Below are 13,844 nucleotides of genomic sequence, written 5' to 3'. Positions count from 1 at the left end.
TTCAGAGTCGCAGAATTATTCAGATATGGATATCCCGGCGCCGGTGGAAAAGTCATGCCTATTTGTACCTCCGAAGGGCTCATCCTGTCCATGCGGCCCGTGAGATGATGTGCGACTTGGCAGCAGGTTTGGATGAGCCGTGCAGAGGGTATGAGGCATAAGAGCTATTTAGTATAAGACAGAGATAATTGGATTCTGAAATTTAGAGTTTATCTCGGAGCAAAGGTTGCCTGAGATCGTCCGTGTACTCGGGACAATGAACGATTTGCTAAGGAAGTTTATTTATGGTAGCAGCGCGCTTTCGAAAGCAGCAAATATTTTCGCTAGCAATTTGGATATTACCTGTGTTTTTCGCTCTAGCTTGCGGGAAAACTATAGCGCAGACCGTAGGAAAGTTTCCTCAATGCACTACGGGCTACGGTGGCACGCGGCCGACTGATGTATATGTTCCCATAGATAGCTGGGTTTACCCGGCACTTGATCGTTTGCATGGGCTAGGATATTTGGACACAGCATTCCTTGGTCTTCGTCCCTGGACGAGACGTAGTGTCCAGCGAATGCTCGATGCAAGCTCAAACGCACAAGATATACGAAACGATTTTCAGGCGTTCGAAATACTTACTGCTCTTCAGCGTGAATTTGGTGAGGAAGACGAGTCGGAGAAGCTTTCCTTGGGGTGCGAAGGCGTTTATACGCGCTTGCAGGGCATTACCGGTCTAACCCTGCGAGACAGTTTCGGTCTCGGGCAAACACTTAACAATGATTACGGTCGCCCATATCAGACCGGCTTTAATACGGTCGATGGAGTAAGCGGAAGCGCAGAGTATGGCCGCTTCAGTTTGTACGTGCGAGGAGAGTATCAACATGCGCCTAGTGCCGCGGGCTATGATCCTGCTCTCGTCTCTATCCTGTCCTACATTAACGGCACTCCTATAACTAGCACCTCTGTGCATCCTACGATTCCCGCGGGTCCCATTGCCTCTACCAATGTATTCCGCATCATGGAGGCGAATATTTCCTACCGCTTGCTGGATCACGAAATATCATTCGGCAAGAGTGATCACTGGCTGGCTCCGACCAAGGGTGGAAGTTTTCTCTACAGCAATAATGCGGAAAATATCTATGCGTTTCAGATCGACCGTACTGAACCTCTTTCTGTGCCCTTGCTTTCACGCCTGACCGGACCATTCCGCTATGAGTTTTTTGTCGGTAGCCTCAAAGGCCATTCCGCCCCTAATGATCCTTGGTTGCACACCGAAAAAATTAGCTTCAAGCCTACTGCCAATGTCGAGATAGGGTTTGCGCGTTCTACGATTTGGGGAGGCAAAGGCCACGCGCCCATCACGATCCACTCCTTCCTTAAGAGTTTCTTTAGCTTCCAGAATGTGCCTGTTACGCAGAAGAACTCGAGAGATGATCCGGGGGCCAGATTTGGCACGTTCGATTTCAGCTGGCGACTTCCATTTCTGTCCCACAGGCTTACCTTGTATACGGATTCGCTCGTCCACGACGATGTGAGTCCGGTATCTGCTCCACGTCATGCTGGTGTGCGTCCTGGCCTCTTTTTGTCCCGCATTCCTGGAGCTCCGAAATTCGATCTTCGGGTCGAGGGCATGAGCACTGATCCTCCGACAGGTCGCAGTATTGACGGAGACTACCTCTATGTGGAGGCTGTTCAGGTGCAGGGATATACGAACAAAAGTTTCATTATGGGAGACTCTCTTGGTCGAGAAGGAAAGGGGGGGCAAGGATGGCTGACCTACCACATATCGCCACGTGAATTAGTCCAATTCGAGTTCCGGCACTCAAAGAATGCCAAGGACTTTATTCCCTCGGGAACCACTCAGAATAGCTTCGACTTTCGCGTGGTCAAACGTTTGCACGATCATCTGGAGTTGTCCGCTGACGTCCAGCACGAGTGGTGGAAGGCACCGGTGTATAAGCCTGGAGAGCAGACCAATACTGTTGCCACATTCCAGCTCACAATACACCCCGAACACAAAACCGCACCGTAAGAAACGGTTTGAGCTACTCCTCCCTATCTGAGGGAGGAGTAGCTGCGGTTGTATGGGGCGATGTATTTTGAAGTGTCGCTTGTTCTGGCGCTACACTTACTGAACCGCGTCTGTTGAGGATAAATCTTTCATTGGGGCAAAGGTGGAACGCGTACTTAGTACACGTTTACGTACTAGCACCCAAAGGCTGCCCATCAGAGTTCCGAGTAGCAAACCACCCAGACTAATCAGTGCCCGAGGCGGTCCAGATCGCTGATCGGGGTATGATGCAAAGTCCAAGATTTGTAGAAGCGGGGCATCATGCGCTTCGTCCATGCGTGCCGCTTCGTCTTGTTTTGCAATCATTTCAAACAACGCTTCGTGGTACTTCACCTCACGTGCTTGGCGAATATAGGCTAGTTGAGCGGCTGGGACTTTGGCCATGGGGATGTTGCCAGCATCGTTATTTGCGCCGCCGTTTTGAAGCCGGGCAAGTTGCTCCTCCAGGCCTGCTATTACACTTTGCAGTCGCATTACCATTGGGTTTTGTGGAGTGGAGGACTGTTGAAGGTCGGCTAGTTCGATCTGGTGAGCCGCGATCTGCGCCCTTGTCTTCGCGATCGTTTCGAGCTGTAACGCTGTTTGGCCCGTAGGAGAGATTAGACCATACTGTTCCTGGCTCTTCTTCAGCTCAACCTCAGCATCTGCCAAGTCATTCTTTTCTTTTGCGAGCTGATTGTCGAAGAACATACGGCGTTGCGATGACTCTGTGAGGGCAAGGCGGCCGTTTGTCTCCCGTAGAGCATCGAGATAGGCATTGACGAGATCTCTGGCGCGTTCCGGGCTTTTATCTTGCACGGTAATTCTGATAATCGTGTCTTTTACTCCTACCTCAATGTTAGTGTTTGAGGCGAGACGTTTAATTGCGTCGCTATCATGCTTCACCCTATAGATTTGTTTCAGGTTGAACCGTCGGATCAACTTTTCTGCAATGGAGCGGCTCTTAAGGATTCCGGCATAAAGATCACCAGACGTCTTCACTCCGGCTAATAAACTAGCAGGACCAAGTGCGGAAAGTTGGCCGGCAAGGGCCGAGGCGCTCGAGCTACTGCTGTTGGTAGGTGGGACGAAAGCAGCAACAGACGAATACTTTGCAGGAAGAGAAAATGCTGTAACTACAGATGCAAGGAAGATGCCCGCAGCAATGAGCAAAATTGTTTTTCTTCCCTGCTTGAGAGCGTCCAGCAAATCTAAGATGTTAACTTGGGACGCTTGATCTACGGAGGGCTGCAACCGATCTTCATTGGAGCGATTCTCCCGTGTCAAGGGGGCGACATGTGTGGCTTGGTCGATCATGAATTACCTTTCCTGCTGTTCTGCCCATCTATACAAGGGAAGATTCTCTCTGGATCAATTAGCTTGCTCGAAAGGCCAAAAAACGAAGCTTGTGTGGCGAGGTCAACCACTTTGCTGACAGTGCTTCGATGGCGGCGATGATCGACCAGTACCATGAATATTTCATTCAAGAAATTGTACCGGTTTCGCGCTGGCAAGCAAGGCCATCCAGCCCTCGGTTCTCAAAGAGGGGCAATTGCCGCGTTCGAGGTGCTGAGATATCCTCATGCTGCTTTTTCGCAGAAATGTTACCTCTGATTCCTCCAGATACCTTAAAAATATTTTGGCTCTGCTTACGTAAAGAATCTGTGGTTTCCTCTCTTTCCTTATGAGGCATGTCTGCCGCGCTAGCGTGGAGTAGGTTCGAACATGATTGGAATGATCAAGCATCTGACGCTGCACACGATAGATCTGGCGGGGGTGTCTGCAATCTGAAGTACAAGAGCCTATTTGATCTACAGAATACGGCTATAATCTCCTCATCAGAGGAGACAAATCAAAAGATGAGCCACTTTGCCTGGAGACATAGCTTACTTCCTGTCCGCGGAGCCGATGATTACATCGGTCGGAAGTGGTTCCCGAAGAGGTGGAAATAGCCGACATTTCGCTGACCATTACGGCGAAGATCCCCGTCGAGCACCGTGAGCAGATTGTTCTGATCGGCATCAAGCACCCTTATATCCAGATGGTCTGCCCAGCTTGATTTGTGCCAGTTGAAATCATAGAGACTGGAGATAAAGAAACTGAGGATAGAGATGATGTGTCATGCGCCGGAACAGGTGGATGCAGGAGTAGTGAATGGTAAGGCGACGGTACAGAGCCGTAAGAAAGTGGAGATCATGGGATCTAGTGGACGATTTTCGATTCGCTGATTTGGCGCGTATTTGATGGCTCCGAGTGTCCGCTTTGATCGTTGAATCATCTCCAAGGTGACTTGAGGGAGTTCTCTGGGGATGTGACAGATCCAGAAATACGCTGACCGATTTTACTATCGAGGGGATTGAGAACGGTCCATCCAGCTTTACTTTACTTCTGGTTTTTCTCCCACAAGGTCATCAGGTCGCTGTGCTGGTCTTCTTTTGCGGAGAAGAGGATGGCATTCTCCGTCGCAGAGTAGGACAGGCTCGGAAAACCAATCAGGACGTCGTTGGGCAGCATAAGCACAGCGCGACTCGACTGGGTGCGGAAATCGTAGAACTGCAACTTCGAGCGATCCGTCCCAATGTCGACAAAGTAGATACCCCGATCGGTCACTGTCCATAATCTGCCAAAACGGCACCTCTCAAGTCCCTCCACAAGAACTGGTGCTCCACCGTTGGCGGGCATCTTCCAAAGGCCTTCTCCCGAGTTGGTGAAGAATAGCACCTGGGAGTCGGGCGAGACGTGGACGTCGGTGAGGGCAATTGAGGAAATAGGCGTCGCGTCCGTCCCGGCGACTCGCATCTTCCATAACTGCATCGGACCGGCGCGATTGGAGTCAAAGTACAGCCACTTCCCATCTTGCGACCAGGCAGGCTGCTTCTCTTCAAAGTTGTCAGAGCTGAGATTGCGCAGCAGCTGCCCATCTGCCGAGACGACGTAGACCGCCGAATGGCCCTTGGGCCGTGCGTCGAAGGCAATGGATCTTCCATCGGGCGACCAGCGTGGGCTCCCCACGGTAGCTGCCTCGAACCGGGTGAGTTGGCTGGCCTCCTTGCCGTCTGCATTGGCGACCCACAGCTCCCACTTGCCGCTCCGGTCGGAAACGAAAGCGATCTTCGATCCGTCCGGAGAGAACTGGGCGCTGTGGCTGCGGCGCGTCGAAGGTGCGATGCTCACGGATGAGGCCGGATGTTGCAGAGCAACCTTCAGAATATTGGAGCGCTGGGCCCAGTCCGCGTAGACGATAAAGCTTCCATTAGAGGAGACTGCCGGCTGAATCGCGGATTCGCCTGTCGTCTCCATCGGAGCGGGCGGCCCTCCGTCCCGTCTGATCTTCCAGAGAGCATAAGCGCCATCCCGGTTTGAGGAGAAGAGTATGGAGTGGCTGTCGTCAGACCAGGCAAGACCCTGGATGTCCATGTGCTCCGCAGTAAGCTGGTGCTCTCGCCGGTCGGAGAGCGAGGTCAGGAAGATGTCACCTGAGTCGTAGCTGGAGAAGCGGACGTAAGCAACCCATCTTCCGTCCGGTGAGTACACGGGGTTTAGGTCGCGTCCATTGGAAAGGGGATCGGTGAGCGGACGCAACTCATGGCTGCCAAGGCTGTACTCATAGAGCCCCAGCCCGAAACCCGAAGGGGCTATATCGGAGACAATCAGCTTCTTGCCGTCCGCAGACCAGCTTGGCCCGGTGTCGTTGCGAGTGCCTAACAGATCTTCGCTCCATGGACGGCCGCTCTTCAGGGTAAAGAGCACCTTCTCCGATCCTCCGGGAAATGGAATCAGCATTACCTGAGAACCCGAGGAGGAGACGCGGAGGAAGGCCAAAGAGCTGCCATCCCGAGACCAGACCGGGTGAAGGTCAGAGCTGGAGCTTGTGGTGACCCGAAGCGGTCTTCCACCCGGCTGCATCACGTAGACATTGAAGTTGGGACCGCCATTATTCCAGATGAATGCAACCGACCGGCCATCCGGAGAGATAGACGGCTGGTACGACTCCCCAGGGAACGAGGTGAGCGGGCTGATATGGGCCGTGCCACTCAAAGTCTCAGAATGTCTTCTGTGCCAGAGAAAAAGTGCTACGAGGCCGGTCAGGAGGATGGCGAGGCACAGCGACGCCAGGACTAGAAGTGTCCTTCGATGTGGCGGATCTACTGCGGTGGTTTTGCGAGGAACCGGCTCGGGATGAACTGGTTCGGATTGGGGTGCGACCAAGGATTGCGGCAGCGCCGGACTCGGTTGCAATACCTCAATTGCGCTTGGCTGGACGCTGATTCGCGTGAAGACAGGGACGTAGCCGCCCTTCGGAAGTGAGATCCGAACCCTATCGAGATGGCCCTGCTCCTCGAAGTATTGATCCAGCTTCCGGCGCAGCCGCCTCGCCTCGCTGCGCACGACGGTATCGACCTTCGGATCGTAGGTCGGCACGCGATCATAGACCGAGACCCCGATCGAGGTCTCCTTGATCTCATCGGCGCGACCTTCTAGAACCGTTTCTGTTACAAATTGGAGAAAGCGCGAGATCCTGGCCGATCCCTTGAAGTGGACACATCCCAGAATGCGAGTCAACTGCTCGCGAACGAGGAAAGGATCGACGTCGAGGGGAGGAAGCTGGGGCGAGAGGGGATCGCCCTGAGTATCTCGTTCGGTGGCAATCTCTAGTGCCATAAAGCTCAGCCTGCTTGAGTGTCTTTCATCTTAGTGCCACATTCTTACAGTTCGATGAATCGAGCTTTGAGCGCCTCCACGCCTCGTCCTTCAGGCCATCCTTGCACCGTGGCTCTGTCACAATAAAACGTCGCAGATGCCGCGTCATTCGTGGGGTTGCAGAGGGGGCATCCCCCCAAATCACTCTTTCGCCGATGCCACGGTGAATTACGTTCAGCCTCGGGATTGGAGCCTTCTTTCTCCACTCCCTGAACAAATTCCCGCAATGATCTGTGAGGCACTGATGCGATTCTCCCGCGAGACCTGTGGCTTTCTCCGTCGAACAATCTTCGTTCTCCTGCTCGTGATGGCCAGTTCCCACGCGTGGGGGCAGAGCAGCATGACCGGCCTCATCTCCGACCCGAGCGGAGCTGCCGTTGCCAACGCGCAGGTGCAGGCGCGAAACCTGAATACGAATATCAATCGGGTCGCCCAGACCAACGCCAAGGGGTACTATACGATCTCGGCGCTTACCCCCGGCAGCTATTCCGTTCAGGTCGACGCCAGGGGCTTCTCCGAGATGACCCGAACCGGCGTCGCTCTCGGCGAGAACCAGGATCTCCGCCTGGACCTGGCTGTCGCCATTGGCTCGCAACAAGCCTCCGTGCAGGTCAACACACTGGCCCCGGCTCTGCAGCAGGAGACGACCGCGGTCAGCACCTCGCTTGATCAGGAGGCTATTCAGAATCTTCCGATGAACGGCCGTAATATCACCGAGCTGGTAGCTCTGTCCCCAGCGGTGCGGGCCATCGGCTCTTTCGGCAGCTATACGCAGTCGGCCAATACCGATGGCCGGATCTCCATCGCCGGCGCGCCTCCATCCTTCAACACATTCCTTCTCGATGGAGATGCAAACGAGCTTCCCACTGGCGGTGGCCCGATGGTGCCTCTGTCACCGGATGCGACTCAGGAGATCATCATCATCACCCACAACGCACCGGCGGAGTACGGACGCACCGCCGGTGGAGCGGTGAACTACATCTCGCGCAGCGGGACTAACCAGTTCCACGGCTCCGCCTGGGAGTTCGCCGAGAACAATGTCTTCGATGCAAACGATTACTTCAGCAAAAACCAGAAAAAGCCGATTCCTCCTCTGCAGTTCAATCAGTATGGCGGAGCCTTGGGCGGCCACATCCTTCCTGACAAGTTGTTCTTCTTCGTCAACTACGAGGGCTCGCGCCAGACGATCGGATCGAACGCTTTCTACACCGTCCCCACCGATCGCCAGAGGGCCGGAGACTTCTCCGAGACCTTCAACTCATCCGGCAGCCTCATTTCGATCTACAACCCCATCACCGGCTCCACCCAGGCTCCTCGTATGCAGTTCCAGGACAACGTCATCCCGCAGGGGCTTCTGAACCCGATTGCGCTCAAGATTCTCTCTTACTATCCCGAGCCGAACGTTACCGGGAACCCGTATACCAACGTGAACAACTACTTTGCCAATGGGGTTCAGACAACCACGCGCAATGCATTCGGGGTTCGCCTGGACGAATATCTAACGCCTACACAAAGGCTTTCGGGACGCTACACCTGGGATAAGGCAACTCTGATCTCGCCGCGATACTTCGGCAGCAACAACATCGCCGACCCTGGTTATGGCCCAACGATCTACCCCAGAAACAGTCTGGCGTTTCTCTACACCAACGCCCTCACCTCAAGCCTGTTGATCGAGGCTCACGCCGGGTTCAACCGCTTCGGACTGGTTCGCAACCCGATCAGCCAGGGCTTCGATCCCGGCACACTGGGGTTCCCGTCCTCGCTGGCCGCGGAGATGCAGTTGCTCGAGTTTCCTCTCTTTGCCATGTCGACCACCTCATCCATCGGCAGCAACCAGGCAGACCCATCGACGCAGGAGAACAACGCTTACACCTTCGGCGGCGACGTTACCTGGGTCAAAGGCACTCATACCTTCAAGACCGGCGCTGAGCTGCGCGACTACCAGTGGAACGCAATCCAAGGCAGCGGCGTATTGCAGTTCAACTTCGATGCCAACTTCACCAAAGGCCCAAGCCCCACCGCAGCCGCTACCAATGGATACGACCTGGCGTCGTTCCTGCTCGGACGTCCAGCCAGCGGCACTCTTTATCGCCATCAGAACTACGCCTACTCCACCTATTACTGGTCTCTCTACGCGCAGGATAACTGGAAGCTGACCCACAAACTCGTCGTGGACTACGGGCTGCGCTTCGACCACGAAGCCGGGACGACAGACCGTCACAACGGCATCAGCAACTTCGATCCGAACCTTGCCTACAGCGCCAGCGGTTTGAATCTTACCGGAGGACTCGAGTTTGTCGGAGTCAATGGAGTCGGCCGCGGCAACCGCGATGCAACGTGGGACAACTTCGCCCCCCGCATAGGAGTTGCCTATAGCTTTACTCCGAAGACCGTCTTCCGTACCGGCTTCGGTCTCTTCTTTCTACCGACGACGGGCGGCTATGTTCGGCTCGGATCGACTGGCTTTACCAGTCAGACCTCTTACGTCGCTTCGATCGATGGCAACCAGCCCAGCGGTACGCTAAGCAATCCCTTTCCGCAGGGAATCGTTCCTCTCACGGGGGCCTCCCTCGGCCCGCTGACGGGGCTTGGCTCAAGCATCACTGCTAATGTCCGCAACCTCACTACCGGCAGTGCGCAGCAGTGGAGCGCCAACCTGCAGCAGCAGGTCGGAGACTGGGCTATCGAGTTCGGCTACATCGGAACACACGGGCTCCATCTCCCCGCGGACTTCGCTTTCCATCATCTGCCCCAGGGCGATCTCGGTCAGGGCACTGCCCTACAGCAACTTGTCGATAATCCCTACGCTGGTATCATCACCAATGGCTCGCTCTCTGCTGCCCAGGTGCAGCGCGGACAGCTCGAGATGAGCTACCCGCAGTTCACCGGAGTCACCGCGATGACGAACTGGGCGGGATCTAACTATCAGGCTGCTACGGCCACGGTGCGGCGTCAGTGGGTCAATCAGTTCTACCTGCTCGCCTCCTATACATTCTCCAAGCTGCTGGATAACAACCTTGGCAACGGAGAAAACATCTATGCCGACACCGGCAGCAACACCGTCCAGAACTGGGATGACCTTGGTGCCGAGAAGGCTGTGTCAACCTCGAACCTGCCACAACACCTGGTCGTCTCAGGCAATTACATCCTGCCTTTCGGCAAGACCGGCAGCCACATTTATAAAGAACTGATCGGTGGATGGCAGCTCAACGGCATCCTCACTGCGGAGAGTGGCAACGTCATCAGCGTGACCGCGAACGCTCCTGCATACGGAGGCTCGCGGCCGAACATCGTGGGCAATCCAACACTCTCGCACCCCACCGTTACCAACTGGCTGAACAAGGCCGCGTTCGCCAACATCCCGGCGTTCACCTACGGCAACGCGCCGCGGAACCTTCCCTCCACGCGTTCGCAGGCATATGTCAATCTTGACGCGGCGCTCGCCAAGGAGATACTGCTTCACGACCAGATGGCCCTCAACCTTCGGGTGGAAGCTTTCAACCTGTTCAACAGCACTACCTTTGGCATCCCCGACAGCAACATCAACGATACGAATTTCGGTCAGATCACGACCTTGCGTACCGGTACTGCGCCTAGGGTGCTCCAGTTTGCTGTGAGATTCCACTTCTAAATCTCTCTGGACTGACTGTGTATTGACTCCCCCTCTGTCGCTGCTGCAATCACGAGCAGCGACAGAGGGGGAGTTGAATTACCCAGGATTCATCCCTCAGAAAAATCAGGAAAAGAAGACCGTTGACGATTCCTACGATTTCACGACGCACATTCATTCAAGCGCTGGCTGCTATTGCCGCTACCTCTAGGGGCGATGCTTCCCCGGACACCCGACACGCAAAGCCGTTCCGTGTAAAGGATATTCTTCATCTTCCACGAAGCATCAACTTCGGCCTCGCAGCCGATGGTGCTCCACTCACCACCGGCAGCCTCTACCGCGACTTGACACAAGATGCCTCAGAATTGAGCTTCGATGTCTCCAACAATCAGATCGCGGCTTCACTGACGGCACGCGGTGAGGTGCATCGAGCGTGTATCTGCTGCGGGGTTGAAGCTCTTCCTCTAGAGCAGATCAAAGGTGGCGTCTACAGCAGAAAACTCCTCCTCTACGGAGGGCCGTGGTCGATGCAGGCTCATGTGGAATCGGGAGGGATCTCCAGCAGCCATGTCAAAGTTGCACTGCTCGAAAACCTCCTGCCACTGTTCACATCCCGTCAGGGCGATGTGAGCATCCACCAGCTTGTCTTTGCTCCTGTAGATCGTAGTGACTCGGCCCGCTCCCCCCGAGCGCTTCTGAATCTCACTCTTCTTACCAACGATGGAACTATTACGCGGCAAGTGAGCCTGGCCCCCATCAGCGCGAGCCTGATCAATACCCCGAGATCCGGCGATCCACATTCAATTGACTCGTCTCTTAGTCAGAACGAACAAGCTACCGGCGAGAAGAAGAGCCGTGCTCTCGCCCGTTGTGCGCTCTTCGATCATCTCGGCCACAGTGGTCAATTCGACTTTGACGGAGTCTCCCTGACTATTGCCCCTCACGCTTCCACTGTGCTGGCGACCGCATGGATACTGGGCGAAGACGAGCAGGAAACAGATGCAACGCTCGCGCGGCTGAACGCCTTAAGCCTCGCACGATGGCTCGAAGATACGCTTGACGTGCGCCGAATCGGCTATGGCACGTTGTCGATTCCGCGGGACAGCTTCGTGGCCGAATCGGTGATCCGCTTCGCGGAGCTTTCTCGTCAGTCTGCCCTGCGATCCCGTGACGGCAGATTCTGCGGAGGCTTCCTCGGCAGCGACGTCGGCATAACCCAGGTGAATTGGGCTCGCGATGCTTACTACTCTATGCTGGCGATGAGCCTCTTCGATCCTGCGCTCTGTGCCGATTCCATCCCCTACTTTCTCAAGTGGGGATGCCCCACGGAGACAACTGGTCCCGCTCGCTCGCGGTTCCCTGGAGCCGGGAGCATCAGCCAGTCCCTCAGCAACTCCGTCTCCGGCCTGTCACTCGCAGGCGCTTACTATCGCTCCACGGGAGACCGCAGCTTTTTCATCGCTCGCCCCGAGATATTGGAGCAGGCACGCCGCATTTTCGATGAAGTACTCGCAAGCCGTCGCGGCACGCCCATGCTCTTTCCTTCTCTTTACTTCTCCGACGGAGAGGCTCGCGGGGAGTACCACACAGGCTCGAATGTTGCTGCCTGGTTCGCGTTCATGGGAATGGCGCAGGTTGCAGCCGAAGCCTACGGTGACGATACGTTGGCGCATGAGTGGTCAAGTGTCGCGCAAAGCATCCACGACGCCATCAGCACGTACTGCGTTGGCAAAGGACCTGATGGAGATCGCTTCTTCGAAGGGGTCAATAAGGATGGCAGCTTCGTACAAGGCCATGACGGGGAGGAGAGCGAGACGACCCTTCTGCCCTTCTACGGATTCTGCAAGGCCGACGACCCCAGGCTCCTGCATCATGCATCTCTGGCCATGACCAAGGAGAACCCGCTCTACTCGCCGGAGCTCGATGCCATCTGGTGGTACAACGCAAACTGGAGTTCCGCAACCTTTCCGGGCTGGACGACCGCTCTTGCCGGTGCCGCGGACGAACCCCAGATACTGCATCGGCTCAACCGCATTCGCTCTCTCACGGACCTGGATGGCTCCCCATGGTGGTGGCCCTATACTTACGGCAGTAAAGACCCTTCTATGCCGCTTCGAGGCGACGTCGCGAGAAAGTGCGGATGGGGCGCGGCAGTGTATCTCTGCTGCCTGATCAACAATTTCATCGGTGTTTCAGTAGATGCCCGTTCTCGTTCCATACACTTTGCCCCTTTTATTCCATGGGACAGTTTTTCCTGGAATCGTGCACGGATCGGCGCGACCAGTTTTGACCTCGAGCTGACCAAAACCCCAGGCGAGATATCCGCATTCGTGCGAAACCGCAACTGCCATCGTTATGCGGCTACCATCGTGCTGACGCCGGGGAAGGGTATTTCACTCAAAGACCTTCAGGCCTCGGGAGTCTCTATTAAGGCCCTCTCCACTTTGGAGTGCTGGGGGCGAACGTCTCTGCAGGTCGAGGTAGATCTCGCTCCGGGAGAACATGTGCACGTGCGGGCAAAGATCGGCTGAGGCAATCGAATATAAACTGAAAATAAGGCAGAGATTCCCACGGGCCAGTTTCCACAATCTTACGCAATGCACTATTGATTCAAGACCAGCGAGTGCTCACAATCGCCGACCATAGCAGATGATTCGTGATTTCCAGGGCCGGAAGATCCTTTAGGTTTCCAGACTATTGACTGAGAGATGTTTATCCTACAGTTAGTAATTCTTCGAAGAAGCCGCCGATCTGGCGCGCTCTATCGACGAAATGAATTTCCAAAATCCAATGGCGCATCTGGCCCTTCTCATCCGTTGAGCGCATAGGCAGGCTGCTCTTCGGATGAATATAGAGAGTTATCTTATCCTCAGTGATCCTCTCATGCGGAAACTGACCGATCAGATGCCCCGCGATCGGTCCGCCAAACTCCCAGCCGTACTTCGCCGCAAGAGAAACGGCATAGGCATAAAGTTGATCTGCGGTAATATCTGGATTCTCTTTGAAGTAGTGTTTCCCATCGGCGAATGCTTTTGCCACATCATCACGCATCTTGAGCTTCACAGAATCTGATCCGATAACGAAGGTGCGCCCGAAATCTGCTTCATACTCTTCAAACACCGGACCGAGATCGAGGAAAAGAATCTCATCTGCACCAAGCGTATGGTCTGGCGGATTGTCAGCGTAAGGCAGCAGTGTATTGGCTCCCGCGCGAACGATTCGCTTGTGCCAGTACGTTGAGATCCCGTACATCTCCTTCGCCAGGTCATAGATCTCCTGGTTGAGCTGGCTCTCAGTGATACCGTCACGGACCAGCCCTCGCGTTTCTACCTCATGAAAGAGCCGTTCCGCCTTGTTCTGGGCAATGCGGAGTTCTGTAACCTTTTTCTCTTCCGATATGTCTAATGAACCGATCTCGTCTGGCACGGGGGGCTGTTCCTCACTATATTTATAGTGCCCGATGGAGGGGCCTAAAACCAGATGACTGCCGTTTTTCGTTG

Annotated in this window: 7 protein-coding genes; 4 read left to right on the top strand and 3 right to left on the bottom strand. The window is 55.1% G+C overall.

The window, feature by feature from the left end; all coding sequences use genetic code 11:
• Window positions 1–557: 557 nt before the first annotated feature.
• On the top strand, window positions 558–2,015 hold the full coding sequence (locus tag FTO74_RS13885) for a capsule assembly Wzi family protein (protein WP_255462277.1): 1,458 nt from the start codon (window positions 558–560) through the stop codon (window positions 2,013–2,015).
• A 96-nt stretch (window positions 2,016–2,111) separates the two neighbouring features.
• Here FTO74_RS13885 and FTO74_RS13880 read toward each other — a convergent pair whose 3' ends face one another.
• On the bottom strand, window positions 2,112–3,350 hold the full coding sequence (locus tag FTO74_RS13880) for a Wzz/FepE/Etk N-terminal domain-containing protein (protein WP_162538679.1): 1,239 nt from the start codon (window positions 3,348–3,350) through the stop codon (window positions 2,112–2,114).
• Window positions 3,351–3,960: 610 nt separating this feature from the next.
• On the opposite strand from FTO74_RS13880, the gene FTO74_RS19790 reads away from it, so the two are divergent.
• Entirely contained in the window at window positions 3,961–4,092 is a 132-nt protein-coding gene (locus FTO74_RS19790) for a hypothetical protein (protein ID WP_255462276.1), read from the top strand.
• A gap of 323 nt (window positions 4,093–4,415) precedes the next feature.
• Here the strand turns inward: FTO74_RS19790 and FTO74_RS13875 are convergent, their stop codons facing one another.
• Window positions 4,416–6,695: a PD40 domain-containing protein gene (locus tag FTO74_RS13875; protein WP_162538678.1), complete on the bottom strand. Its 2,280-nt coding sequence runs from the start codon at window positions 6,693–6,695 to the stop codon at window positions 4,416–4,418.
• Window positions 6,696–7,041: 346 nt separating this feature from the next.
• Between FTO74_RS13875 and FTO74_RS13870 the strand changes: the two genes are divergently transcribed.
• Entirely contained in the window at window positions 7,042–10,365 is a 3,324-nt protein-coding gene (locus FTO74_RS13870) for a carboxypeptidase regulatory-like domain-containing protein (protein ID WP_162538677.1), read from the top strand.
• 122 nt (window positions 10,366–10,487) lie between these two features.
• A complete protein-coding gene (locus FTO74_RS13865) occupies window positions 10,488–12,875 on the top strand; it encodes a hypothetical protein (protein ID WP_162538676.1) in 2,388 nt (795 codons plus the stop codon).
• A gap of 181 nt (window positions 12,876–13,056) precedes the next feature.
• On the opposite strand, the gene FTO74_RS13860 is transcribed toward FTO74_RS13865, so the two are convergent.
• Window positions 13,057–13,770, bottom strand: coding sequence for a M24 family metallopeptidase (locus FTO74_RS13860; protein ID WP_255462275.1), 714 nt, complete (start codon window positions 13,768–13,770; stop codon window positions 13,057–13,059).
• Window positions 13,771–13,844: the final 74 nt, after the last annotated feature.

The organism is Granulicella sp. WH15, assembly GCF_009914315.1.
In the GTDB taxonomy this organism is placed as follows: Bacteria; Acidobacteriota; Terriglobia; order Terriglobales; family Acidobacteriaceae; genus Edaphobacter.
The sequence above is the reverse complement of the archived record's forward strand: the minus strand, read 5'-3'. Positions and strand labels throughout refer to the sequence as shown.